The following is a 26,765-nucleotide window of genomic DNA, read 5'->3' on the forward strand; positions in this document are numbered from 1 at the left end:
CCCTAGCGCACAAGTTCTTTTTCATGAGGTAGTACAGTGTCTGGATATATTTCTGTTGGATAATTTCCAGTAAAGCATGCTAAGCATTGACCACACTGATTTCCGTCTTGAGGTCTTCCAATCGCTTGCAGCATTCCATCAACACTTAAGAAGGTAAGGGAATCTGCACCAATGATGTCGCGAATTTCTTCAACACTATGCTTCGATGCAATTAACTCTTCATGTGTAGAAGTATCAATCCCATAAAAACAAGGATTCTTCATTGGCGGAGAGCTAATGCACACATGAACCTCTTTAGCTCCAGCTTCTCTTAGCATCGTGACAATTCTTCTACTTGTTGTTCCACGAACAATTGAGTCATCTACCATAACAACTCGCTTCCCTTCAACCACTCCACGAACTGGTGCTAACTTCATTCGGACCCCTTGCTCTCTTAGTGATTGTGAAGGCTGAATAAATGTTCTTCCAACATATCGATTTTTAATTAATCCCAATTCATAAGGAATCCCCGCAGATTCCGCATATCCGATCGCGGCAGAAATGCTTGAATCCGGAACGCCAGTGACAACATCCGCTTCTATTTGAGCTTCTATTGCCAATTGTTTCCCCATTCTTTTCCTAGCTGAGTGAACATTGATTCCGTGGATATTGCTATCCGGTCGTGAGAAATATACATATTCCATTGTACAAATAGCACTTGAGGTAGAATACGTAAATGGTTCAGAGCGAAGACCATGATCGTCAATAACAATGAGCTCCCCAGGTAGTACGTCACGAATAAATTCCGCTCCAATAATGTCAAATGCACATGTTTCGGAAGCTACACAATATGCATCTCCAATTCGACCGATTGATAAGGGACGTAAACCATTTGGATCAAGTGCAACCATTAACTCTGATTCCGTCATTAATAAAAATGCATAGGCACCTTTCAACATTGTTAAAGCATTTTTTAATTGATCCTTTAAGGAAAGGAAGCCACTTCTTTTAATTAAGTGGGCTAATACTTCTGTATCAGAGCTTGTTTGAAAAATACTCCCTTGTGCCTCAAGCTGATGCTTTAAGGCATTAGCATTGACTATATTCCCATTATGGGCAAGGGCTAAGCTGCCATTTTGAGAGTGGAAGAGGAGAGGTTGAACATTTTCAACTCCACCCCCACCAGCTGTTGCATAACGAACATGACCAATCGCAGATTGTCCTTCTAATTTTTCAATCTTTCCTTCAGTAAAGACTTCTGTGACAAGTCCTTCTCCTTTTATTCCGTGTAAACTTTCTCCATCGGTTACAACAATACCTGCCCCTTCCTGACCACGATGTTGCAGGCTGTGCAAACCATAATAAGTAATTTTTGCTGCATCTGGATGACCCCAAATTCCGAAAACACCGCACTCCTCATTCAAACCCTTTATTTCAGCAAGCATGGGATAGCCCCTTTCCAAGCTTGCTCACACTCGTGAACATCCGCTTCGATAATGACCTTATGACTTGTATCTTTAATCAAAAGCTTTTCATCGCCGGTTACTCGACCAATTAAATAGGAATGATCAACGCTAGCTTCAAATTGTTCTTTATCCTCTTCTTTGACAGATACAATAAATCTAGATTGTGTCTCACTAAATAGAGCAACTACAGGGTTTCCATCAAGGATAACCTCTGCCCCTAAACCATTTGTTCCAAATAAACACTCCGCTAAGGCAACTGCTAGTCCACCTTCAGCAATATCATGAGCTGAAGAAACTAAACCTTCTTTAATCACGGACAACAGCTGAGCCTGTCTATTAGACTCAATTGCTAAATCAATCGTCGGTGATTTGCCAAAAATATCGTTATTCTGCATTTTCTGAAGCTCACTGCCCCCGAATTCAGGCTTTGTCTCACCAATAAGGTAAATGAGATCACCATTATGTTTAAATTGCTGTGTTGTAATGTGGTTAAGGTCTTCAATTAAGCCAACCATTCCAATTACAGGTGTTGGATAAATTGCTTCTCCTTTTGTTTCATTATAAAGAGAGACATTTCCGCCAATAACGGGACTATTAAGCGCACGACATGCTTCACTCATACCATCTGCTGCCTTTTCAAGCTGCCAAAAGATTTCTGGTTTCTCCGGATTACCAAAATTCAGACAATCAGTAATCGCTAATGGCTGTCCTCCAGAACAAACAATATTTCTTGCTGCCTCTGCTACAGCAATTTTCCCACCTGTCTCTGGATCTAAATATAAATAGCGGGAATTACAATCCGTTGTCATCGCTAATGCTTTTCTGGTTCCACGGATTCTAACTACCGCAGCATCAGATCCTGGAGTAACAACCGTATTCGTACGTACTTGATGATCGTACTGTTTATATACCCATTCCTTGCTAGAGATTGTAGGCTGTTTTAATAGATTGACCAGGGTATTCTTATAATCTTCAACACTCGGAATCTCTTCATTCATTTCTTGGAATTCACGATAATAAGCTGGCTCTTCTGAAGGCTTGTAATATACTGGCGCATCTTCAGCAAGTGCATCCGTCGGTACATCTGCAACAATCTTTCCATGATGGATGAGTCGAAGCTTCTTATCATCTGTTACACGTCCAACAGAAACTGCTTCTAATCCATATTTAGAAAATAAATCAACGATCTCTTGCTCTCTTCCTTGCTTAACAACAATCAACATTCTTTCCTGTGATTCTGAAAGCATCATTTCATAAGCTGTCATACCTGTTTCACGTTGTGGTATATGGTCTAAGTTCATTTCAATACCCGATCCAGCTTTACTTGCCATTTCTGCAGATGAACTTGTGAGACCAGCTGCACCCATATCCTGTATACCAACTAAGGCATCAGACTTCACCAATTCAAGACAAGCTTCTAATAATAGTTTTTCCATGAATGGATCTCCTACTTGGACAGCTGGACGCTTTTCTTCTGATTTCTCACTTAATTCTTCAGAAGCAAAAGTCGCCCCATGGATTCCATCTCTACCTGTTTTCGCTCCGACATACATCACGGTATTTCCTACACCAGTTGCTTGACCTTTTTGGATATCTTGATGATCAATTAGGCCAACACACATGGCATTTACTAGTGGATTCCCTTCATAAGAAGGATCAAATTGAACCTCTCCACCAACTGTAGGAATCCCAATGCAATTACCATAGCCGGCAATACCAGCTACCACTTCTTTAAATAAATAGTTTGTTCTGGAATTTTCCAATTCCCCAAAACGTAATGAATTTAATAAGGCAATCGGTCTTGCTCCCATGGAAAACACGTCACGGATAATCCCGCCTACTCCCGTTGCAGCTCCTTGATAGGGCTCAATAGCTGATGGGTGATTATGACTCTCTATTTTAAAGACAACGGCCTGATTATCGCCAATATCAACAATACCTGCCCCTTCTCCAGGACCTTGAAGGACTCTTTCACCTTTGGTTGGAAATTTTTTTAGTATCGGTTTGGAATTTTTATAGCTACAGTGTTCTGACCACATAACAGAAAACAGTCCTGTTTCTGTATAGTTTGGCAATCTACCTAAAATGTTCTCGATCATGACGAATTCTTCATCAGTTAAGCCCATTTCACGATATATTTTTTCTTCTTTTATTTGGGATGGATGTGGTTCAAGCATTAACGACATGAGCTTCCCTCCAGTTCTTAACTATTGATTGAAATAATTTAAGTCCATCTGCACTTCCTAGTAATTCATCAACTGCTCGTTCCGGATGTGGCATCATGCCAAGGACATTGCCCTTTTCATTGATTATGCCTGCGATGTTGGCAATACTGCCATTGGGGTTATGATTATAAGTAAAGACAATTTGTTTATTCTCTTTTAAACGTGTTAATGTTTCTTCATCACAATAATAATTCCCTTCACCATGGGCAATCGGAATATTTATCATTTCATCTTTTTCATATTGTGAAGTAAAAATTGTGTTTCTATTTTCAACTTTTAATTGAACTGTTTGACAAATAAACTGTAAGCTATCATTTCTTCTCATTGCACCTGGAAGTAGACCAGATTCTAATAAAATTTGAAATCCATTGCAGACACCTAAAATTGGTTTACCTGCTTCAGCAGCTTTAATTACTTGCTTCATAACATTGGAGAATCGAGCAATGGCTCCCGATCTTAAATAGTCACCATAAGAAAAACCGCCCGGTAAAAGAATTCCATCAAATTCGTCAAGATGTTCCGAATCATGCCATACATACTCAACTTCTTCTCCAAGTTCATCCTTAATTGAATGAAACATGTCTACGTCACAGTTAGAACCAGGAAATACGATTACGGCAAATCTCACTGTGCAACACTCTCCTCAATTTCATATCGGTAATCTTCAATAACAGTATTAGCAAGGAGACGTGTACATAGCTCATGAATAACCTCTTCTATATCACGATCGCTTTTTTCAATTATCAGCTCCATATATTTACCAATTCTTACATCTGTCACCTCACGATAATTCATACTGTGAAGTGAATTTTTAACGGCTGTTCCTTGTGGATCCAAAACACTTTCTCTTAAAGTTACATAAACCTTTACTTTATACATGTGTTGTTTCCCCCTTCAAGCGATTTAATATTTCCTGGTAGACAATTGTTATGTCTCCTAAATCTCGTCGAAAAACATCTTTATCTAGCTTTTGATTGGTTTTCTTATCCCATAATCGGCAAGTATCTGGTGAAATTTCATCAGCTAGTAATATTGCTCCTCTAGTATCCTTACCAAATTCTAGTTTAAAATCAACTAAGCGAACGCCTAACTCTAAAAAGATTTTTGATAAAATATCGTTTATTTTCAGTGCTTGTTGTTTTAAAAGAGCAAGTTCTTGTAAACTAGCAATCTCTAATACTTCAATATGGTCCTCTGTAATTAAAGGGTCGCCTAATTCATCATTTTTGTAATAGAATTCAACAATCGGTTGCTTTAATCGTGTTCCTTCTTCCAATCCAAGTCTATTCGCTAAGCTTCCCGCCACGATATTTCTCGTTACAACCTCTAGGGGGATAATTGAAACCTGTTGAACCAGCTGTTCATATCCAGAGATTTTTTCAATAAAATGACTTTCAATTCCAAATTCCTTTAATCGCGCGAAAATTATACTTGTAATTTCATTATTAAGCTGTCCTTTACCAGCAATCTCTGATTTCTTCTCCCCGTTAAATGCGGTTGCAGAATCCTTATATTCAATCCACAAAACGCCAGCACTATCTGTTTTGTAAACCCTCTTTGCCTTCCCTTCATACATCAACTCTTGTTTCTCCATTACATGAGCCCCCTAAGGTGTTAGACACTTACGATTATGAATCGTAAGTGTCTAGTTTATTAGAAATGCATTAAGCTATTAGTTAAAAGCTGCTAGAGATCCTATATTTAATTAAGTCCTAAGCGCTCAAAGATGATGTCTACATTTTTTAGATGATAGTTATAATCGAAGCAATCAGCAATTTCTTCTTTGCTTAGTTTGCTCTGGATGACAGGATCTGCTTCGATAAGATCACGGAATGGAATTTGTTTTTCCCACGCCTCCATTGCTCTCGGTTGAACAGTATCATATGCTTCTTCACGGACCATTCCCTTATCAATTAGTGCTAGCAGCACACGTTGTGAATAAATAAGTCCAAGGGTCTTATCCATATTTCGCTTCATGTTATCAGGGAATACAGTTAAGTTTTTCACGATGTTCGCAAAGCGATTCAGCATATAATTCAAGGCAATCGTCGCATCAGGTAAAATAATTCGTTCTGCAGATGAATGGGAAATATCTCTTTCATGCCATAATGCTACATTTTCGTAGGCTGTTGTCATATAGCCACGAATAACACGAGCCATACCTGTCATATTCTCCGATCCTATTGGATTTCTCTTATGTGGCATCGCAGACGATCCTTTTTGACCTTTAGCAAAAAACTCTTCTACTTCACGAGTTTCACTTTTTTGTAATCCGCGAATCTCAACAGCAAACTTTTCAATTGATGTTGCAACTAGTGCTAATGTTGCCATATAGTGTGCGTGACGATCTCTTTGTAATGTTTGTGTTGAAATAGGTGCTGCCTGTAATCCAAGCTTTTCGCATACATATTTCTCAACAAATGGATCGATATTTGCATACGTACCTACTGCTCCTGAAATCTTACCAAACTCTACACCAGCTGCTGCTTGCTTAAATCTCTCAAGATTACGTTTCATTTCTTCATACCATAATCCGAGTTTTAAACCGAATGTAGTTGGTTCTGCATGGACACCATGGGTTCTTCCCATCATTACCGTATATTTATGTTCCTTTGCTTTATCAGCAATGATTTCAATAAAATTCTCAATATCTTTTAAAATAATTTCGTTTGCTTGCTTTAATAAATAGGATAAAGCTGTATCTACGACATCCGTTGAAGTTAATCCGTAATGTACCCATTTTCGTTCTTCACCTAATGATTCTGAAACTGCTCTTGTAAAAGCTACCACATCATGGCGAGTTTCTTCCTCAATCTCTTTAATACGATTTACATCAAATGTTGCATGTTCACGGATCTTTTGTACATCCTCTTTCGGTATTTCTCCAAGTTCAGCCCATGCCTCACACGCTAAGATCTCTACCTCTAGCCATGCCTTAAAACGATTTTCTTCTGTCCAAATAGCGCCCATTTCTGGACGTGTATAACGATCAATCATTCATTTTTCCTCCGATTCTAAATTCCAAATCCCACTATTATTTAAATCTAATAATGTGATATCAATATTATCTGTCAAAACTGTAACATGTCCCATTTTCCTTTGATGCTTTGGTTGAGCCTTTCCATATAAATGTATAGACCAATCTGAATGTAATGGAATTTGTTTGATTAATTTTGCCACATGTTGACCTAATACATTCACCATTACGACTGGTTTTAATAGTTTAGGCTGACTTAATGGCCAGTTGCAAATGGATCGAATATGCTGTGCAAATTGAGAAAAATCACATGCTTCAATCGAGTAATGTCCCGAATTATGTGGTCTAGGAGCTAGTTCATTAATAAATATGTCTCCATCCCTAGTCACAAACATCTCAACTGCTAATGTTCCAACAAGATGAATATGATCTGCAATTTGTCTTGCTAGTCTATATGCAGTTTCAGCGATATCTTCTTTTATACGTGCTGGGACAATGGTTTGATGCAAAATATTGTCTACATGAATATTCTCTCCTACTGGAAAGCATTCCATGTCACCATTTCCGTTTCTAGTAATAATCACTGATATTTCCTTTTCAAATGCAAGCCATGACTCAAGAACACAAGGACCATGTACGAGAAGTTTTTCAGCCTCTAAGACATCTTGATTACTTCTCAATACATGCTGACCCTTTCCATCATATCCTCCACGGCTTGTTTTTAAAACACATGGATATCCGATTTGTTCAATCCCATTGAGTAATTCCGCTTTTGAGTGGATTACCTCATACGGTGCCACTTTAACACCTGCATCGATAAGTGTACGTTTTTCAGTGATTCGATCCTGTGTGATACGGATAATTTCTGCGCCTTGCGGGACATTTGCTATTTTCGTCAGCGAAACTAACGATTCATAGTCAATGTTTTCAAATTCAAATGTGATGACATCACATTTTTCTGCCAATCGTTGTAAAGCCTGAAAATCATCATAGCCGGCTGTTAATTGTTCATCGGCAACTTGACCACATGGACAATCATCAGTAGGGTCTAATACAATAATTCTAAACCCTGCTTCTTTAGCAGCTAATGCCATCATCCTACCTAATTGGCCTCCACCAATAATTCCAATGGTCTTCCCTGGTTGAATAAATGTATTATTCAAGATGATCACTACTTTCAAGCACACTTTTTTTTGTTTCTAAGCGTTTATTTTCTAATTGATTAGCGATTTCTTGATTATTTATAGATAGAATTTGTGCAGCTAAAAGCCCTGCATTTTGAGCGCCTGCTTTCCCGATAGCTACGGTTGCTACTGGGACTCCACCAGGCATTTGTACGATTGATAATAATGAATCTAAGCCATTTAAAGCCTTCGATTGAATGGGTACTCCAATTACAGGAAGCGTTGTTTTTGCTGCAATCATTCCTGGTAAATGAGCTGCGCCACCTGCCCCAGCAATAATCACTTCTAGACCCCGGTCTCTGGCAGTTTCAGCATACTCAAACATTAAATCAGGAGTTCTATGAGCAGAAACTACCCTTTTTTCATACTTAATCTCTAATTCTTCTAATATTTCACAAGTATATTTCATTGTTTCCCAATCTGAAATACTTCCCATAATAACTCCGACTTTGGTTTTCATATAGGCCTCCGTCATAATTTTTAAAATAAATAACCCGGATAAATCTGCTATCAGTTGAGAGAAAGCAGTTCATCCGGGAGAAAAGCGAATTCAAATAAATGGAAGATAAATCCCAAAATCGACTTTCTCTCATAGTCCAATCATTTACGGTAATTGGGTAGAAACGTATGGGCCATATCCCCATTATATATGAGAGGAATATTTAACTTTAACTTTTACATTTACATCTTAACAATAGGTTTACCCCATGTCAATCAAAAATCGAACAATCATTTATCGTTAATTACAAATGTTCGTGTTTTATTCGGTCTTTTGGCCTTCAAACACAATAATTCGACTAATTGGTTCATATTCAGTATCTTTATCAGTAACAACTTCTTTAAAAATTGGCTTTTCAATTCTTCTTACTGGACGATACCCCTCTTTTTCCATACGGGTCAAGCAATCAGATATCGTTTCATTCTGTAGTACTTCAAATTGCTTTTTTTTACTCATGCTTCAATTTTCCTTTCTTTACACTTTTCACCCAAAACCCACCATAAATAGTTTTAGGTTCATATGCAATAATAAAAGCCTTAGGATCTAATTCCTTAATTTTTTGATATAATTTTAATTCATATTTTCGTGGTGTTAGAATTTGTAGTGCCATTCGATCACCTTCCAAGCCATTCGCTGCCCAACTTGTTACACCATACCCACTATCTCTTAATTGTTTAGGTAAATCCTTGTCATATTCTTTCGTAATAACATTAACTGTAATATATCCTAATGCTAGCTTTTCCTCTAATTTCATTCCAACAATCACACCAATACCATACCCTACGGCATAAGCAATAATGTTTTGGATATGATTTAAATTATCGAGGACTAGTCCCAATCCGACTACATATATTATGATTTCAATCATACTTACAAATGCTGCTATGTATCGATAACCCTTTAAGGTTAAAATCATCCGGATTGTAAAAAAAGAAACATAAACAATGTTAATAATCAAAATAATAAATACCATTATAATACTGTTTTGAAGCAATACAAGCCCTCCCAGAAAAATAGCATTACTTTATATTTTTCCTAAAATTAATTTATCAAACAGATTTTTTGATATTTATCATTTGAAATAGAAAATAGTGATTGGTTTATCAGGAGTGTTTGAAGGGTCCAATTATTTTTTTGAATGGTTCAGCAATTTTTTTGAAGTGTTTCTTTATACATATGTATGGTTCTACGATTTCTGAATGGTTTTGTTCTGTTTGTTGATGGTTTTTAATATTATTTGTAGTGTTTCTTCACTATTTTGTTTGGTCTGAAACTCATTTTAATGGGTTTATCAGCTACAATTTATTTAAAAGAAAAATTATAAAACAAATAAAAAACCACAGATAAATTCTGTGGCTTCATTTTGCCTGGCAACGTCCTACTCTTGCAGGGGGAGAGCCCCCAACTACCATCGGCGCTAAGAAGCTTAACTTCCGTGTTCGGGATGGGAACGGGTGTGACCTTCTTGCCATAATTACCAGACTATATGTTATTAAGGGTTTATTCCCTCAAAACTAGATATATCAAGAAGTAACGGTTCATAACCTCAAATCTATTTGGTTAAGTCTTCGATCTATTAGTATTCGTCAGCTCCATGTGTCGCCACACTTCCACCTCGAACCTATCAACCTGATCATCTTTCAGGGATCTTATTTAGATAAACTAAGGGAAATCTCATCTTGAGGGGGGCTTCATGCTTAGATGCTTTCAGCACTTATCCCTTCCGCACATAGCTACCCAGCGATGCCTTTGGCAAGACAACTGGTACACCAGCGGTGCGTCCATCCCGGTCCTCTCGTACTAAGGACAGCTCCTCTCAAATTTCCTACGCCCACGACGGATAGGGACCGAACTGTCTCACGACGTTCTGAACCCAGCTCGCGTACCGCTTTAATGGGCGAACAGCCCAACCCTTGGGACCGACTACAGCCCCAGGATGCGATGAGCCGACATCGAGGTGCCAAACCTCCCCGTCGATGTGGACTCTTGGGGGAGATAAGCCTGTTATCCCCGGGGTAGCTTTTATCCGTTGAGCGATGGCCCTTCCATGCGGAACCACCGGATCACTAAGCCCGACTTTCGTCCCTGCTCGACTTGTAGGTCTCGCAGTCAAGCTCCCTTGTGCCTTTACACTCTGCGAATGATTTCCAACCATTCTGAGGGAACCTTTGGGCGCCTCCGTTACCTTTTAGGAGGCGACCGCCCCAGTCAAACTGCCTGCCTGACACTGTCTCCCACCCCGATTCAGGGGTGCGGGTTAGAATTTCAATACAGCCAGGGTAGTATCCCACCGATGCCTCCACCGAAGCTGGCGCTCCGGCTTCAAAGGCTCCTACCTATCCTGTACAAGCTGTACCAAAATTCAATATCAAGCTGCAGTAAAGCTCCACGGGGTCTTTCCGTCCTGTCGCGGGTAACCTGCATCTTCACAGGTACTATAATTTCACCGAGTCTCTCGTTGAGACAGTGCCCAGATCGTTGCGCCTTTCGTGCGGGTCAGAACTTACCTGACAAGGAATTTCGCTACCTTAGGACCGTTATAGTTACGGCCGCCGTTTACTGGGGCTTCAATTCAAAGCTTCGTCTTGCGACTAACCTCTCCTCTTAACCTTCCAGCACCGGGCAGGCGTCAGCCCCTATACTTCGCCTTACGGCTTCGCAGAGACCTGTGTTTTTGCTAAACAGTCGCCTGGGCCTATTCACTGCGGCTCTCTCGGGCTTGCACCCTAACAGAGCACCCCTTCTCCCGAAGTTACGGGGTCATTTTGCCGAGTTCCTTAACGAGAGTTCTCTCGCTCACCTTAGGATTCTCTCCTCGCCTACCTGTGTCGGTTTGCGGTACGGGCACCTTTCACCTCACTAGAGGATTTTCTAGGCAGTGTGGAATCAGGAACTTCGGTACTAAATTTCCCTCGCCATCACAGCTCAAGGTACATGGTGACGGGATTTGCCTCGTCACCCCTCTAACTGCTTGGACGCACTATTCCAGCAGTGCGCTTACCCTATCCTCCTGCGTCCCCCCATCGTTCAAACGGTGAAGAGGTGGTACAGGAATATCAACCTGTTGTCCATCGCCTACGCCTTTCGGCCTCGGCTTAGGTCCCGACTAACCCTGAGCGGACGAGCCTTCCTCAGGAAACCTTAGGCATTCGGTGGAAGGGATTCTCACCCTTCTTTCGCTACTCATACCGGCATTCTCACTTCTAAGCGCTCCACCAGTCCTTACGGTCTAGCTTCGCAGCCCTTAGAACGCTCTCCTACCACGGACATCCAGCATTTTTCCGAAGGAAAAGATGCATTGGTGTCCATCCACAGCTTCGGTGATACGTTTAGCCCCGGTACATTTTCGGCGCAGAGTCACTCGACCAGTGAGCTATTACGCACTCTTTAAATGGTGGCTGCTTCTAAGCCAACATCCTGGTTGTCTAAGCAACTCCACATCCTTTTCCACTTAACGTATACTTTGGGACCTTAGCTGGTGGTCTGGGCTGTTTCCCTCTTGACTACGGATCTTATCACTCGCAGTCTGACTCCTAAGGATAAGTCATTGGCATTCGGAGTTTGTCTGAATTCGGTAACCCGATGAGGGCCCCTAGTCCAAACAGTGCTCTACCTCCAAGACTCTTACCTTAAGGCTAGCCCTAAAGCTATTTCGGAGAGAACCAGCTATCTCCAAGTTCGATTGGAATTTCTCCGCTACCCACACCTCATCCCCGCACTTTTCAACGTGCGTGGGTTCGGGCCTCCAGTAAGTGTTACCTTACCTTCACCCTGGACATGGGTAGATCACCTGGTTTCGGGTCTACGACCTCATACTTAATCGCCCTATTCAGACTCGCTTTCGCTACGGCTCCGCCTCTTCAGCTTAACCTTGCATGAAATCGTAACTCGCCGGTTCATTCTACAAAAGGCACGCTATCACCCGGCGTTTTTCCAAAGGAAAATACGCACAGGGCTCTAACTACTTGTAGGCACACGGTTTCAGGTTCTCTTTCACTCCCCTCCCGGGGTGCTTTTCACCTTTCCCTCACGGTACTGGTTCACTATCGGTCACTAGGGAGTATTTAGCCTTGGGAGATGGTCCTCCCTGCTTCCGACGGGATTTCACGTGTCCCGCCGTACTCAGGATCCACTCTGGAGGGAACGAAGTTTCAACTACAGGGTTGTTACCTTCTTTGACGGGCCTTTCCAGACCTCTTCATTTACTCCGTTCCTTTGTAACTCCGTATAGAGTGTCCTACAACCCCAAGAGGCAAGCCTCTTGGTTTGGGCTTCTTCCGTTTCGCTCGCCGCTACTCAGGAAATCGCAATTGCTTTCTCTTCCTCCGGGTACTTAGATGTTTCAGTTCCCCGGGTCTGCCTTCCTTACTCTATGTATTCAAGTAAGGATACTACCCCATTACGGGCAGTGGGTTCCCCCATTCGGAAATCTCCGGATCAAAGCTCGCTTACAGCTCCCCGAAGCATATCGGTGTTAGTCCCGTCCTTCATCGGCTCCTAGTGCCAAGGCATTCACCGTGCGCCCTTACTAACTTAACCTACGGCCAATGATAAGCTTCGAATCTCTTCGTCAACTCACTCATTCGCATCCTCACGTATGTGTAATACGCTGCGGTGCTCCTTCGTTCGTTTCCTCGATCTTCTCGCTTCTCCTTGCCCTTTCAGTTTAAAAACTACTTAATGGATTCATCCATAAAGTGGCGATTCTCGGTTATTACTTGGTTACTTCTTAATATTATCTAGTTTTCAAGGAACAATCCGGCGAATGATAAGCTTCGAATCTCTTCGTCAGCGCACTCACTCACATCCTCACGTATGTTTATACGTTCCGGTGCTCGTTCGCTTGCTTCCTCGACCTTCTCGCTTCTAATTCACCTCTATTAAACTGAAAGGATTAACCTTTCAAAACTGAACAAAACAGAAGACGTCTGAACCACGTAAGTGGTTTTCCATATTCCTTAGAAAGGAGGTGATCCAGCCGCACCTTCCGATACGGCTACCTTGTTACGACTTCACCCCAATCATCTGTCCCACCTTCGGCGGCTGGCTCCAAAAGGTTACCTCACCGACTTCGGGTGTTACAAACTCTCGTGGTGTGACGGGCGGTGTGTACAAGGCCCGGGAACGTATTCACCGCGGCATGCTGATCCGCGATTACTAGCGATTCCGGCTTCATGTAGGCGAGTTGCAGCCTACAATCCGAACTGAGAATGGTTTTATGGGATTGGCTAAACCTCGCGGTCTTGCAGCCCTTTGTACCATCCATTGTAGCACGTGTGTAGCCCAGGTCATAAGGGGCATGATGATTTGACGTCATCCCCACCTTCCTCCGGTTTGTCACCGGCAGTCACCTTAGAGTGCCCAACTGAATGCTGGCAACTAAGGTCAAGGGTTGCGCTCGTTGCGGGACTTAACCCAACATCTCACGACACGAGCTGACGACAACCATGCACCACCTGTCACTCCTGTCCCCGAAGGGAAATCCCTATCTCTAGGGAGGTCAAGAGGATGTCAAGACCTGGTAAGGTTCTTCGCGTTGCTTCGAATTAAACCACATGCTCCACCGCTTGTGCGGGCCCCCGTCAATTCCTTTGAGTTTCAGCCTTGCGGCCGTACTCCCCAGGCGGAGTGCTTAATGCGTTAGCTGCAGCACTAAAGGGCGGAAACCCTCTAACACTTAGCACTCATCGTTTACGGCGTGGACTACCAGGGTATCTAATCCTGTTCGCTCCCCACGCTTTCGCGCCTCAGCGTCAGTTACAGACCAGAGAGTCGCCTTCGCCACTGGTGTTCCTCCACATCTCTACGCATTTCACCGCTACACGTGGAATTCCACTCTCCTCTTCTGCACTCAAGTCTCCCAGTTTCCAATGGCCGCTTGCGGTTGAGCCGCAAGATTTCACATCAGACTTAAGAAACCGCCTGCGCGCGCTTTACGCCCAATAATTCCGGACAACGCTTGCCACCTACGTATTACCGCGGCTGCTGGCACGTAGTTAGCCGTGGCTTTCTGGTTAGGTACCGTCAAGGTACCGCCCTATTCGAACGATACTTGTTCTTCCCTAACAACAGAGTTTTACGATCCGAAAACCTTCATCACTCACGCGGCGTTGCTCCGTCAGACTTTCGTCCATTGCGGAAGATTCCCTACTGCTGCCTCCCGTAGGAGTCTGGGCCGTGTCTCAGTCCCAGTGTGGCCGATCACCCTCTCAAGTCGGCTACGCATCGTCGCCTTGGTGAGCCGTTACCTCACCAACTAGCTAATGCGCCGCGGGTCCATCTGTAAGTGATAGCCGAAGCCATCTTTCAATTCCCCTTCATGCGAAGAAAAAAGTTATCCGGTATTAGCCCCGGTTTCCCGGAGTTATCCCAGTCTTACAGGCAGGTTACCCACGTGTTACTCACCCGTCCGCCGCTAATCATCAGGGAGCAAGCTCCCATCAGATTCGCTCGACTTGCATGTATTAGGCACGCCGCCAGCGTTCGTCCTGAGCCAGGATCAAACTCTCCAAAAAGATGTTTGATATAGCTCTTATAAATAAAAGTAATTCATTGACGTTTCGTTTTGTTCAGTTTTCAAAGATCAATCATTGTTTTAAAGAAACAACTTTTATATCATATCATTTCTTTCAAATGATATCAACAACTTTTTTAATTTATTTTTTCTTGTCTTAAAAACGACAATTAATAATATATCAAAAACCTTTTGTGTTGTCAACCGTTATTCATTATTTTCTCACTAGCAATTTCGCCAGTTCCTATATACTATCATCTATTTAACACTTGGTCAACCTTTATTTTTTAAAAATTTATATTGCTATTATTACAATCGAAATAATGTATTACCTTCTTTTTTTAGCAACCATACACTTTCCAAACTTATCTATTATATAACCACTAACTAAAAAAATAAGGATTGACTCTCAAGGTCAATCCTTATTGCATTTTACTTAATAGAAATAATATTAGATTCCTTCATCTCTACTAATCCTTCTTTTTCTAACACCACAGATTCTCCTTCTTTCAGGTTTGTAAATACAATTGGAGTCATTATTGAAGGAACTTTTTCTTTTAGAAATGCAAGATCTACTTTTAGTAAAGGTTGACCTGCAGATACTTGGTCTCCCTCATTTACTAGGGTTTCAAACCCTTCACCCTTCAAATTCACAGTATCTATTCCTACATGAATTAGAATTTCTCTACCTGTATCAGACATAATTCCTAAAGCATGTTTAGTAGGAAAGACATTTACGATTTTCCCATCAACTGGTGATGCAATGGTTCCTTCTAATGGAAGGATAGCAAATCCATCGCCCATCATTTTTCCGGAGAAAACTTGGTCAGGAACCTCTGTGATTGGTTTTAATTCTCCTTTTGCTGGAGAGACAAAATTTTCATTTACTTTTTCTATTTTTGATTGAAGTACATCTGGTTGTACCTCTTCAATTTGTTGCTGTACTTCTTCTTCTGGATTTGTCGCAGCTTTCCGTGGTCTTTTTCCAGAAATAATATCTTTCATTTGTGATTTTAATGTATCTGATTTTGGCCCAAAGATGGCTTGAATATTATTTCCAACCTCTAATACGCCTGCAGCACCTAATTTTTTCAAACGATCTTTATCTACATTTTTCACATCATATACTTGAACACGAAGGCGAGTAATACAAGCATCTAAATTGGAGATGTTTTCTTGACCACCCATTGCTTCTAAAATGTCGAATGGTAAATCACTTGTAGGTTGCGCACTAGTTTCTTCTGTAGAGTCTTCAACATCCTCACGTCCAGGTGTTTTTAAATTAAATTTACGAATGGCGAATCGGAAACCAAAGTAATAGATAACCGCAAATACTAAACCGACTGGTATTACCCACCACCAGTGAGTTTGTTTATTTAGAACTCCAAATAATAGGAAGTCAATTAAACCTCCTGAAAAGGTCATTCCAATTTTAACATTTAGCAAGTGCATCACCATAAACGATAAACCAGCAAAAACAGCGTGTATTCCAAATAATACAGGAGCAACAAATAAGAACGAGAATTCTAGTGGCTCAGTAATACCTGTTAAAAATGATGTTAAAGCTGCGGAACCCATAATTCCTGCTACGAATTTTTTACGCTCTGGTCTCGCCTCATGGTAAATCGCTAAAGCTGCTGCTGGAAGTCCGAACATCATAAATGGATATTTACCAACTTGGAATGTACCTGCTGTTAAATTTTGAACACCATCTTGAATTTGTTTCATAAAGATCGTTTGGTCACCATGAACCACATTTCCGGCATGTGTTGTATAAGATCCAAACTCAAACCAGAATGGCGCATAGAAAATATGGTGTAATCCAAACGGAATAAGAGAACGTTCAATTAGCCCAAAAATAAATGCGGCCAATGTCTGTTGTGATCCAAGCATATAATTAGAAAATGCATTTAATCCATGTTGGATTGGAGGCCATATAATAATCATAATTAACCCTAAAATAACTGCTGAAGCTGCAGTTGCAATAGGAACAAATCGCTTACCCGCGAAAAAACCTAAGTACGAAGGTAGCTCAATTTCAAAAAACTTATTGTACATATAGGCAGCAATTAAACCAACAATAATCCCACCGAAAACCCCTGTTTGAAGAGTAGGAATTCCTAATACTAACGCATGAGCTGGATTGACATGTTCACCAATTACATCTGTCATTTCAATCCCTTTCGCAACACCCATGGTTACATTCATTATCAAATAACCTACAATAGCAGCTAATCCCGCTACACCTTCTCCACCAGTAAGTCCAACCGCTACACCTACTGCGAATAGTAAAGCTAGGTTATCAAAGATAATCCCACCAGCTTTTGCCATAACGTCAGCTACATGCTTGACCCAAGATGCATCTAAAAATGGTGCTATATCTACAAGTGTCGGATTCGTCAGTGCTGTACCGACTGCCAGTAAAATACCTGCAGCTGGCAAAATCGCCACGGGGAGCATCAATGCTTTACCCACTTTTTGTAAAACACCGAAGATTTTCTTAAACATGATAAAACCTCCTTCTTCTATTAAAACTAAAGATTTGCTCCATACCATTGAAAAATTACCTAACGAATATACTTTAGAGATGAATAGGGAACATATTTCCTTAACCATTCTTTAAAAGACAAATAAAAAAGGCATGAGCAAGAAAATAGAAAAGAGTTATATGGGATATACTTCCCATAAAAACTCATTTCATTATCTTCTTTACTCATGCCTGATCGAATCAGTAACACGTTATAATGATGACTATTTTTATTTTATTTTATTTTGAATACGCTGGAGGTGCATCGTTAAATAGACAGCTTCAGCTTCAAATACTGGTTTTTTCAATGTTTGTTGCATAATCTTAATTAGTTTCCATGCTAGATTGTAACATAGAGGGTATTCTTGTTTCAAGAAGAATGAAATTTTCTCTGGTTCATTTACCTTCTCACCACTTAAAACCCTTTCAATGGTGTAACGTAAATGTCGAACGAGACGTATATAATTTATTTCATTCTTATTTAGCTTTATCTCAAATTGTTCTTCAATGGTATGGACAAGTTGTGCAATTAATTGTGAGTTTTGATTAATTTCCGAAAGATTTTTACTCGTAACTGCACTGTGAATATGCAAGGCAATAAACCCAACTTCTCCAATAGGTAGCTCTATATTCGTCATTTCATTAATAAGATCGACTACCTCATTCGCCACTTCATATTCAGTAGGATATAATACTTTCGTTTCCTCATTAAACGGGTTTTTAATAGCGAGCCCCTTCATTAACCGATTAATCGCAAATAAAATATGATCAGTTAATGCCACATGAATATATTCATCTAAATACTTAGCTGTTCTTTTACGAATTAAATCAATCGCGGAAATAATCACTTCTAGCGTCTCATCATCGATAAAAGGAAGGAGCTTTTTATATTGTTCTTGTTCTGTTTCGCCTTTTAATACAAAGAGCTTCTCAGCCTCTTGTTTTGAAATAGTACTACCCTTTTTTCGATTAAAGCCAATCCCTTTACCAATCAGGACAACTTCTTCATATTTAGAATTAGAAGCAATTAAAACATTATTATTCAGTACCTTTTTAACTTCAAACGCTTCCATATTAATTCTCCTAGATTTCAACTAATTCGAGCTTTATTAAGTTTACATAAAATATTAGATGATATCAATTTATTAAAATCAAAAAGGAACCTAGTTAGGTTCCCACTTAATTTATAATATGAAGATAAAGTATAAAATAAAGATAAAGAAGAACACATACATGACTGGATGAATTTCCTTCCATCTCCCCTTAAGAAGCATGGTAACTGGATAGAAGATAAAACCAATTCCAATACCTGTAGCAATAGAGTAAGTTAATGGCATCATGATAATTGTAAAAAAGGCAGGTACGGCAATTTCGAACTTTTTCCAATCGATTTCATTTAAGGTTGACACCATCAATACACCCACAATTATTAGTGCCGGAGCAGTCACTGGTGAAGTAATAACTCCTAGTACCGGGAAGAAAAATAGTGACAAAAGAAACAATATAGCTGTTATGACACTAGCAAATCCCGTTCTTGCTCCCGCTGCAACCCCAGCAGTTGATTCGATATAAGCCGTTGTAGTAGAAGTCCCAAGTATAGAACCAATCACAGTAGCAGATGAATCTGCAAATAATGCTCTTCCAGCACGCGGCAATTTATTATTCTTCATCAAACCAGCCTGGTTAGCTACCGCCACTAATGTTCCAGCCGTATCGAAAAAATCTACAAACAAAAAAGTTAATACAACAATAAGCATCTTCACAGTGAATAGGTCACTTGTATGATGAAAAAGTGTTTCAAATGGTGCACCAAAGGTCGGAGCGATACTAGGTACTGCACCAACTATCTTATGAGGAATATCAATTAATCCAACCACCATACCAGCAAGGGTTGTTATGATCATTCCAATGAAAATAGCACCCTTCCAGCCTCTAGTCATTAAAATAATAGTAAGTACAATACCGAAGATCGCAAGCAATGTATTACCATCTGTCAAATCTCCTAAACCTACTAATGTCGCATCATTATCAACAATAATACCAGCATTTCTTAAACCAATAAAAGTGATAAACAATCCGATTCCAGCACCGACTGCAAGCTTTAGTTCAACTGGAATAGCATTTATAATCTTCTCTCTAAATCCAAATAATGTTAATATCACGAAAATAATTCCCGAAAATAACACCCCTGTTAGTGCTTGCTGCCACGACATCCCGAGAGTTAATAAAACAGTATAAGCAAAAAAGGCATTTAACCCAACACCAGGTGCAAGGGCAATTGGGTATTTAGCTAAAAACGCCATAATCAGAGTACCAATTGCCGCTGCTAGTGCTGTAGCAACAAAAACAGCACCAGAATCCATTCTCAATTCATCTGGAAAATCCTTAACAGAGGATAAAGATAATGTTAACGGATTTAAGATAAGTATATAAGCCATCGATAGAAATGTAGTGACTCCACCAATAATCTCACGTCGATAGTTTGTTCCTAATTCATCGAATTGAAAGTACTTCTTCATAGACTTCTTCCCCCTTGTCTCTTCTATTTTTTATCGTTAAAAACAAGGCCGCCCAAAACAAAAGAGTCTGGCCCACAAAGCAATATCTAGTAAAAGTTCATACATTTCTAGACTTTGCTTGGGGGTCAGACCCTTAATAGACTGCCTTGAAAGACTTTAAGGAATGAGAAAATCAGTATATGGGAAAATAAGAAATCCTATTTACTCTCATAACCTCGTAGTCAAGCTATTTACGGCAGCTTGGTAGAAACTTACAGGCCATATCCCCGAAATTATACGATGTTATTTTTTCGATTTATATTCTCATCTTAACCGGATCTTTCGTACTAGTCAATATATAATACGAATATTAAATTAAAAAATGTTTATATTGTTCGTATTTTACTCCCATTCAATCGTTGCAGGTGGCTTACTAGTTATATCATAGACTACTCTGTTGACATGACTTACTTCATTCACAATTCGAGTAGAAATTAACTCTAATACGTCCCACGGAATACGTGCCCAATCAGATGTCATCCCATCAATCGATGTAACCGCACGTATACCAATTGTATAATCATACGTTCTTGCATCCCCCATGACACCAACGCTTCGAATATCCGGAAGAACAGTAAAGTACTGCCAGATTTCTCGATCTAGGCCAGCCTTTTTAATTTCTTCACGGAGAATATAATCAGATTCACGAACAATTTCTAATTTTTCTTCAGAAATAGCTCCAAGCACACGAATACCTAAACCAGGTCCTGGGAATGGCTGTCTCCATACAATTTCATCTGGAATGCCCAGTTCTGTTCCTAATGCACGAACTTCGTCTTTAAACAATGTATTTAATGGTTCGATCAGTTTAAATTGCATATCTTCAGGAAGTCCGCCAACATTATGATGTGATTTAATTGTTTGTGCTGTCGCTGTTCCACTTTCAATGATGTCAGTATATAACGTTCCTTGTGCTAAAAACTCAATTCCTTCAAGCTTTGTCGCCTCATCATCAAACACATAAATAAATTCATTACCAATAATTTTTCTTTTCTTTTCAGGATCAGAAACGCCTTCAAGTTTACTCATAAAGCGATCCTTTGCGTCTACTTTGATAACATTCATATTGAAGCCATCGGCAAAAGTTTTCATTACCCCTTCTGCTTCACCTTTACGAAGCAAACCATGATCAACAAAAATACATGTTAATTGATCACCAATCGCTTTATGGATAAGAACAGCAACAACAGAAGAATCTACTCCTCCACTTAAAGCACAAAGAACTTTTTTATCGCCTACTGTTTGACGAATCTTTTCCATTTCTAATTCAATAAAGTTCTCCATAGACCAATTTACTGAACAACCACAAACTTCAAAAACGAAATTCTTCAGAATATCATTACCATATTCCGAATGACGAACTTCTGGGTGGAACTGAACTGCATAAAGATCTCTATCCTTATCACTCATTGCTGCAATAGGGCAAGATAAACTAATCGCATCTGTTACAAAGCCTGCTGGTGTTTCAGTAACTAGATCACCATGACTCATCCATACAACTTGCTCAGTAGGCAGCTGATTGAATAGCATGGATTCATGCTGAATTTCAATTTTCGCTTTTCCATATTCACGATGAGTAGCAGGTTCTACCTTCCCACCAAAATGTTTTGTCATTAATTGCATTCCATAGCAAATTCCAAACACAGGAATGCCTAAATCAAAAATAGCTTCATCACAACGGAATGAATTTTCATCATAAACGCTATTTGGTCCTCCGGAAAAAATAATTCCTTTTGGATTCATTTTTTTGATTTCTTCTACAGTAATCGTATGTGGATGTAATTCACTATACACACCAAACTCACGAATTCTTCTTGTAATTAATTGATTATATTGGCTTCCAAAATCGAGTACAACAATCATTTCCTGTGCTATCTCAGTCATCTGATATCCCCCTATTTATAATTGTTTGTTCATTATTCTGCATTAGATCCGGCCTTTTTACACATTGCTAAAATAAAAAGGTTCACTTCACATAGATTGCTATGAATCCTAAAGATTTTGTGACTCAAGATTCCAACTTAAGAACAGCAATATTTTAGAAAAAAGAACCAATAAAAAAACTAGAATTCCACCTCTAAACTAAGAAGGCAGAATTCTAGTTTTTTGTATCCAACCATACGGAAATACACCATTTGAATGTAATGATGACAAAAAGATAGAATAGTACTGCCTTCATAGTTAAATCATTTACGGTGATTTAGTAGAGACTTCTGGACCTTATTACCAAAATTATATGAAGTGCTATTTTATTAATAGTCATCATTTTATACTTGTTTAAACACATGGTCAACCCGTTGTTTTTTTAATTAAATTTTCCCACAATTCGCGGTGTTGTTCCCAGTTAATAGAGGTATCTTGATGACGATAAATAGATCTCTCATATTCCAATGTTAATATTCCCATCATTTGACTACCAAAGAAGCCATCTACCTGAATTGCGTATTCACGTAATGTCTGTCCAGCTTCTTTTTTAAGACCATATCTTTCTAATTGCTTTAATAATGAAAGATATGCCTTAATAAAGGTGTTTGAATCCCTTTTATTTCGGTACTTCCAAATGAGTAAATATGGAATCCACTTACTACGCTTGACATAAGCGACATAACTAATAAGACAAATCATCAATAATATGGATGTCAGTAGGAGCCAATGTTTATTCAAATAAGTAGTGATTCTACTCCATAACTCTGAGAATGAGAAATTATCTTCACTACTTGTTCCTTTCGTTAAGTCCGTTTCCTTCTTGTCTTTTTCCAATTCTTCAGTTTCATCTTTTTGATCTGTGTTATTTACCTGGGAAGTCTGCTCTACATCATTATTGAAAATGGATGTATTTCTAAATCCAATAGTCGGTTCAAATGGTACCCAACCGACATTAGGAAAATAAACTTCAACCCAGGAGTGAGCATTATTATTTGTCACCTTGTATATATTCTCGGACACCCCATCAGAACCCTGATAAGTTCCAGACGAATATCCCTTTACCCATCTAGAAGGAATTCCTATCGACCGAAGCATGGTTACCATTGAAGTCGAGAAGTTATCACAATATCCTCTTTGTGTTTCAAATAGAAATTGATCAACATAATCCTGTTTTTCCTTTGGAATCGCAACATCCTTTTGATCATAAGTGAATTGACCATTTTGGAAATAGGATTCAATGGCTTTCGTCTTATCATACCAATTCGTTTTACCTTTTGTGATACTTGCCGCTAAGTCTTTTACGCGCTTAGGAAAATTATCCGGCAGTTGCGTGTACCTTGGATCAACTTGTACACCTTGGCCATTTGTTTCACTCATTTTTTTAATACTATATTTTTGCGGTTGGTAAATGACTGCATATTCCCTCATCGAAAAGGGCCCCTGATTTCTGCTTGCTGTTACTTTTTCGGTAACGTTATTGACTGATAATTGATTAACTTGCTTCGAACCACCGGCGACAGAGACTTCTCCATAGATAATATTCGCTAAACCATAGGTATGAACCAGATTAGGATTAAGCTCTGCCTTCGTGATCCTCGCAGCCTTATATACTTGCTTTTCCTCATACCCCTGCCCTTCGTTTTCAGCAAAAGGAAATTCATCTATTCCCTCATTCAAGGAAATTTGCGGTTTCTCCTCGATTGTATAAGTTGATGTTGTAGGTGGCTTGGAAGTTTCCCATCCTTTCCCCGTATATAAATCCTTCATTTCCACACGCCAATATTGTCGAGATTCGGCAACAACCTGAAAAACCTCTGTATCATCCCCTATGAACGGCCCACCTAGTGAAGAGTCGTCATTCCGATAACCAACTTTACTAACACCAGATTTTTTATTTCCTCCTCTTTCATCTCCCCCAGCATATGATTTAAAGAAAGGTACAGGATCAGGCCATATGGGCGATGCTTTTGGTACAATCCAACCTAGAAATGAGCTCCCGATAATCATGATAACTAAAGGAATCATCCATTTAACCATCATTTTTCTGGAATTCCCCAAATTTTCTTTCTCTACAAATCTCTGAAAGAAGAGCATACCTAACAATATAAAGCCGAAGATTACTGTTCTAATAATAGCCATTTTGCTATCATATGCTGTAAACGTATCAAGCACCGTAATATAAACGATAGTCATGATAAAAAACAAAAAAATACTTCTTCTAGCAATTAACCAATATTTAAGCAAATACGTAATGAGCCACAAGAGAACAAAAAACAAAATCGTCCGAAACTCATTTGTTAGATACTCCCACTCTCTCCCAAATAAAAAGTTTGTATTTTTAATTAAATCTTTTACTACGACTCCCATCCATTGGATATCGAAAATAAAGTACTCGAAGAAGAAAATATGATGGAGGGAAAACAAAATAAAAATTAACTTCATTAAAACTACTGCAAAAAACTGCACATTAAAAAGGTAGAATAGGAATGATAAAGCGATAAACACTATAAACAAAACCGTATTACCAGTATTAGCCACTTCCTTTAACGGATAGATCCATTCCATTAATAAAAGAAAACTAAAAAAATAAAGAGTGAGTGTAAGGATTCGATGATAATCCTTTGTTCGAGTCATTAATGCTTCACCCCCGTCAAAGCCGAACGGAAATCTTCTTCATGTAGGTAGCTTACATGCACCCCAAACTGGGAAGCAGCATAACCTAATCGATATTCCTCATCACTAAATGGTTCATTGTGATTTTTAATAACGAAAACAATCACCATCCCCGTTCTTCTCACATGCTTTCTTAGCATCTCTATTAATTCCTCCGTTATATTAGAGGTACTAATCATTAATGATGCAGATTGTTGATAAAAGACTGATTCCCCTTCTAAAATAGATGATACAGGTAATTGACTATTTGCTTTTACTTTTGCAAGATGATGGAATAACTGTTGCTGGTATTCATCACCACCACGAATTGGAAAAATAGATTGATCTTCACCAATAGAATAAAAGCCGATCTGCCCCCCATGGCGTATGATCGTACGAATAAGTGAGGCAACAAATTTCACATTTGTTTCAAATGAGGTCGAGGGTGAACGATCTAAAATAATGGTTACATCATTGGATTGTCGCTCTTCAAATTCTTTTGTTTTCATTTCATTCATTCTTGCCGTAGCCTTCCAATCGATCCAGGTAAAACGATCCCCAGGCTCATAGTTTCTGATTCCACTAACCATAGTCGTATCATTTTGAATTTTTATTTGAGAAGCTGTTGCCCCTTGTTCATATCTGCTTTCAATTGAACGATAAATAATGTCTGTATAGGAAGGATAAACGAGAATGAATTTTTTCAATGAAAAACTCTTCTCCTTAGAAAATAACCCTAGTGGATCACCAACCTTAATAGAAATGTCATAAAAACAATGCTCCCCTCTCGGAATATTTGCCATGCTATACTTGAGCTGAATATGCTTTTTAAATCCAGGAAATAAAATTTGTTTTCCATTTCTAGTTGAAAGACTAGAAGTGTTATTTATGATAAGAAAGAAGAGAGGAAAAGGATAGTTCCTATCAATCGTTATAACCATGTCCAAATGTTCCCCTGCAGCATATGTATCCCGATTAAATCTCCTTTCCACAGTTAAGTCACTTAACGGATAGAGAGCAATTAACAAGGCATACAATGCAAACGGTGTAAAGCTATAGAATAAAAACCAGCTGACAAAGCCACCTTGAAACATTGCATAGGAGAATGTTAACAGAAGAAACAGAATTAAAAGAAGAAATTTCCCCCATGTCTTTAATTGTGCTCTAATCATTATCTCACAGCCCTTTTTACGGGAACCTGAACATAATGTAAAATTTCTTTAATAATATCTTCAGCGGTTTTGCCCCCGTATTTCGCATCCGCCTTTAATATAATTCGATGTGAAAATACGAAAGGTGCTAAGTACTGTACATCATCGGGAATAATAAAATCTCGACCATGCAAGAAGGCGTAGGCTTGGGATGCCTTCATCAAAGCGATTGATGCACGCGGACTAACCCCTAAATAAACACTTTTGTGGGTTCTTGTATAATGAGAAAGCTCGACAATATAGTGTTTGATTGTGTAATCAACATAAACCTCTTTTACCTGATCCTGCAGCTCTACTAGTTCATCAAGAGAAATTACTGAATCTAATCCTTCAATTGGGGCTTGTTTTTGCGTTCTTGTTAACACTTCAATTTCTTCATCCTTTGTTGGATAGCCCATTTTCATTTTTAATAGAAAACGATCAAGCTGAGCTTCTGGAAGAGGGTATGTTCCTTCATATTCGATCGGATTTTGTGTTGCCATAACAAAAAAGGGGCGCTCCAATTTTTTTGTATTTCCATCCACAGTTACACTGCTTTCTTCCATACCTTCGAGAAGCGCGGATTGGGTTTTTGGCGAAGTTCTATTAATCTCATCCGCTAGAATAATATTACCCATTATTGGACCAGGTCTATACTGAAACTCCAACTCTTTCGGATTATATATAGAAACACCAAGTACATCAGAAGGAAGCAAATCTGGGGTAAATTGAATTCTTTTAAATGATGCATTTACAGATCGAGCAAGTGCACGAACCATCATTGTTTTTCCTACACCTGGTACGTCCTCTAGTAGGACATGTCCTTCTGCAAGTAGGGCAACTAGGCTTAACTCTGCTATATCAGTCTTTCCTATCATTACTTTTTCTATATTACTTAAGACTTGCTGTAACTTTGGATGCATAGCTGTAATTGTCATTCGAATCCCCCTAATTATGTATTCAAAACTTTATGCAAAATTTTTTAAAATTTTTTATTATTTCTAGAATACTATGAATCTGACTTAAGAAAAAGGGTGGAACAGGAAATTTAATATATTTTTAACGTTT

General features: G+C 39.3%; 17 protein-coding genes, 3 rRNA genes and 3 riboswitches. All 20 genes read right to left on the minus strand.

Annotated elements, in window-relative coordinates; translation table 11 throughout:
• Positions 1 to 2: 2 nt before the first annotated feature.
• The 20 genes from purF to MHI39_RS24330 all read right to left on the minus strand — a co-directional run bounded on the left by purF (position 3) and on the right by MHI39_RS24330 (position 26,635).
• The gene (purF, locus tag MHI39_RS24235) at positions 3 to 1,424 is read right to left on the minus strand and encodes an amidophosphoribosyltransferase (RefSeq protein WP_058004480.1); all 1,422 of its coding nucleotides are present in this window, start codon (positions 1,422 to 1,424) and stop codon (positions 3 to 5) included.
• Positions 1,409 to 3,631 carry a phosphoribosylformylglycinamidine synthase subunit PurL gene (purL, locus tag MHI39_RS24240; protein ID WP_278891339.1) on the minus strand — a complete coding sequence of 741 codons (2,223 nt, stop codon included), beginning with the start codon at positions 3,629 to 3,631 and terminating at the stop codon, positions 1,409 to 1,411. Before purL ends, purF begins: the two co-directional genes overlap by 16 nt.
• Positions 3,615 to 4,298: a phosphoribosylformylglycinamidine synthase subunit PurQ gene (gene purQ / locus MHI39_RS24245; RefSeq protein WP_342540411.1), complete on the minus strand. Its 684-nt coding sequence runs from the start codon at positions 4,296 to 4,298 to the stop codon at positions 3,615 to 3,617. The genes purL and purQ overlap by 17 nt, the downstream gene beginning before the upstream one ends.
• A complete protein-coding gene (gene purS, locus MHI39_RS24250) occupies positions 4,295 to 4,549 on the minus strand; it encodes a phosphoribosylformylglycinamidine synthase subunit PurS (RefSeq protein ID WP_058004477.1) in 255 nt (84 codons plus the stop codon). The genes purQ and purS overlap by 4 nt, the downstream gene beginning before the upstream one ends.
• Positions 4,542 to 5,264 (minus strand): phosphoribosylaminoimidazolesuccinocarboxamide synthase, encoded by a 723-nt coding sequence (gene purC / locus MHI39_RS24255; protein WP_071977419.1) that lies wholly within the window; start codon positions 5,262 to 5,264, stop codon positions 4,542 to 4,544. Before purC ends, purS begins: the two co-directional genes overlap by 8 nt.
• A gap of 107 nt (positions 5,265 to 5,371) precedes the next feature.
• The gene (gene purB, locus MHI39_RS24260) at positions 5,372 to 6,667 is read right to left on the minus strand and encodes an adenylosuccinate lyase (protein ID WP_342540412.1); all 1,296 of its coding nucleotides are present in this window, start codon (positions 6,665 to 6,667) and stop codon (positions 5,372 to 5,374) included.
• Positions 6,668 to 7,810 carry a 5-(carboxyamino)imidazole ribonucleotide synthase gene (purK, locus tag MHI39_RS24265; protein ID WP_180213780.1) on the minus strand — a complete coding sequence of 381 codons (1,143 nt, stop codon included), beginning with the start codon at positions 7,808 to 7,810 and terminating at the stop codon, positions 6,668 to 6,670.
• Positions 7,803 to 8,291, minus strand: coding sequence for a 5-(carboxyamino)imidazole ribonucleotide mutase (gene purE / locus MHI39_RS24270; RefSeq protein WP_071977417.1), 489 nt, complete (start codon positions 8,289 to 8,291; stop codon positions 7,803 to 7,805). The genes purK and purE overlap by 8 nt, the downstream gene beginning before the upstream one ends.
• A gap of 112 nt (positions 8,292 to 8,403) precedes the next feature.
• A riboswitch (purine riboswitch) is annotated at positions 8,404 to 8,504 on the minus strand.
• A gap of 87 nt (positions 8,505 to 8,591) precedes the next feature.
• Complete coding sequence (locus tag MHI39_RS24275) at positions 8,592 to 8,786, minus strand: NETI motif-containing protein (protein ID WP_058004472.1); 195 nt, start codon at positions 8,784 to 8,786, stop codon at positions 8,592 to 8,594.
• The gene (locus MHI39_RS24280; RefSeq protein WP_071977416.1) at positions 8,779 to 9,324 is read right to left on the minus strand and encodes a DUF5698 domain-containing protein; all 546 of its coding nucleotides are present in this window, start codon (positions 9,322 to 9,324) and stop codon (positions 8,779 to 8,781) included. Before MHI39_RS24280 ends, MHI39_RS24275 begins: the two co-directional genes overlap by 8 nt.
• A 371-nt stretch (positions 9,325 to 9,695) precedes the next feature.
• Positions 9,696 to 9,812: ribosomal RNA gene (gene rrf, locus MHI39_RS24285) — 5S ribosomal RNA — on the minus strand.
• Positions 9,813 to 9,886: 74 nt separating this feature from the next.
• A 23S ribosomal RNA gene (locus tag MHI39_RS24290) occupies positions 9,887 to 12,869 on the minus strand.
• A gap of 423 nt (positions 12,870 to 13,292) precedes the next feature.
• Positions 13,293 to 14,845: ribosomal RNA gene (locus MHI39_RS24295) — 16S ribosomal RNA — on the minus strand.
• Together the 16S, 23S and 5S rRNA genes form the textbook arrangement of a ribosomal RNA operon.
• A gap of 431 nt (positions 14,846 to 15,276) precedes the next feature.
• On the minus strand, positions 15,277 to 17,352 hold the full coding sequence (gene ptsG, locus MHI39_RS24300) for a glucose-specific PTS transporter subunit IIBC (RefSeq protein ID WP_342540413.1): 2,076 nt from the start codon (positions 17,350 to 17,352) through the stop codon (positions 15,277 to 15,279).
• A 249-nt stretch (positions 17,353 to 17,601) separates the two neighbouring features.
• The gene (locus MHI39_RS24305) at positions 17,602 to 18,444 is read right to left on the minus strand and encodes a PRD domain-containing protein (RefSeq protein WP_259548360.1); all 843 of its coding nucleotides are present in this window, start codon (positions 18,442 to 18,444) and stop codon (positions 17,602 to 17,604) included.
• A 111-nt stretch (positions 18,445 to 18,555) separates the two neighbouring features.
• Positions 18,556 to 19,890 carry an NCS2 family permease gene (locus MHI39_RS24310; protein WP_342540414.1) on the minus strand — a complete coding sequence of 445 codons (1,335 nt, stop codon included), beginning with the start codon at positions 19,888 to 19,890 and terminating at the stop codon, positions 18,556 to 18,558.
• Between the two features lie 198 nt (positions 19,891 to 20,088).
• Positions 20,089 to 20,190, minus strand: a riboswitch (purine riboswitch).
• Between the two features lie 81 nt (positions 20,191 to 20,271).
• The gene (gene guaA / locus MHI39_RS24315) at positions 20,272 to 21,813 is read right to left on the minus strand and encodes a glutamine-hydrolyzing GMP synthase (RefSeq protein ID WP_342540415.1); all 1,542 of its coding nucleotides are present in this window, start codon (positions 21,811 to 21,813) and stop codon (positions 20,272 to 20,274) included.
• 274 nt (positions 21,814 to 22,087) lie between these two features.
• Positions 22,088 to 22,189: riboswitch (purine riboswitch) on the minus strand.
• A 29-nt stretch (positions 22,190 to 22,218) separates the two neighbouring features.
• Entirely contained in the window at positions 22,219 to 24,489 is a 2,271-nt protein-coding gene (locus tag MHI39_RS24320) for a transglutaminaseTgpA domain-containing protein (protein ID WP_342540416.1), read from the minus strand.
• Complete coding sequence (locus MHI39_RS24325; protein WP_342540417.1) at positions 24,489 to 25,679, minus strand: DUF58 domain-containing protein; 1,191 nt, start codon at positions 25,677 to 25,679, stop codon at positions 24,489 to 24,491. The genes MHI39_RS24320 and MHI39_RS24325 overlap by 1 nt, the downstream gene beginning before the upstream one ends.
• Complete coding sequence (locus tag MHI39_RS24330) at positions 25,679 to 26,635, minus strand: MoxR family ATPase (RefSeq protein WP_058006755.1); 957 nt, start codon at positions 26,633 to 26,635, stop codon at positions 25,679 to 25,681. Before MHI39_RS24330 ends, MHI39_RS24325 begins: the two co-directional genes overlap by 1 nt.
• Between the last annotated feature and the right edge of the window lie 130 nt (positions 26,636 to 26,765).

This window comes from Heyndrickxia sp. FSL K6-6286 (assembly GCF_038630395.1).
In the GTDB taxonomy this organism is placed as follows: domain Bacteria; phylum Bacillota; class Bacilli; order Bacillales; family Bacillaceae_C; genus Heyndrickxia; species Heyndrickxia oleronia.

Coding starts and splice junctions, on each gene's coding strand:
- purS (WP_058004477.1), bottom strand. CDS start 4,549: ATGTATAAAGTAAAGGTTTATGTAACTTTAAGAGAAAGTGTTTTGGAT.
- purF (WP_058004480.1), bottom strand. CDS start 1,424: ATGCTTGCTGAAATAAAGGGTTTGAATGAGGAGTGCGGTGTTTTCGGA.
- MHI39_RS24325 (WP_342540417.1), bottom strand. CDS start 25,679: ATGATTAGAGCACAATTAAAGACATGGGGGAAATTTCTTCTTTTAATT.
- ptsG (WP_342540413.1), bottom strand. CDS start 17,352: ATGTTTAAGAAAATCTTCGGTGTTTTACAAAAAGTGGGTAAAGCATTG.
- MHI39_RS24330 (WP_058006755.1), bottom strand. CDS start 26,635: ATGACAATTACAGCTATGCATCCAAAGTTACAGCAAGTCTTAAGTAAT.
- purC (WP_071977419.1), bottom strand. CDS start 5,264: ATGGAGAAACAAGAGTTGATGTATGAAGGGAAGGCAAAGAGGGTTTAC.
- MHI39_RS24320 (WP_342540416.1), bottom strand. CDS start 24,489: ATGACTCGAACAAAGGATTATCATCGAATCCTTACACTCACTCTTTAT.
- MHI39_RS24310 (WP_342540414.1), bottom strand. CDS start 19,890: ATGAAGAAGTACTTTCAATTCGATGAATTAGGAACAAACTATCGACGT.
- guaA (WP_342540415.1), bottom strand. CDS start 21,813: ATGACTGAGATAGCACAGGAAATGATTGTTGTACTCGATTTTGGAAGC.
- purE (WP_071977417.1), bottom strand. CDS start 8,291: ATGAAAACCAAAGTCGGAGTTATTATGGGAAGTATTTCAGATTGGGAA.
- purL (WP_278891339.1), bottom strand. CDS start 3,631: ATGTCGTTAATGCTTGAACCACATCCATCCCAAATAAAAGAAGAAAAA.
- MHI39_RS24305 (WP_259548360.1), bottom strand. CDS start 18,444: ATGGAAGCGTTTGAAGTTAAAAAGGTACTGAATAATAATGTTTTAATT.
- purB (WP_342540412.1), bottom strand. CDS start 6,667: ATGATTGATCGTTATACACGTCCAGAAATGGGCGCTATTTGGACAGAA.
- MHI39_RS24275 (WP_058004472.1), bottom strand. CDS start 8,786: ATGAGTAAAAAAAAGCAATTTGAAGTACTACAGAATGAAACGATATCT.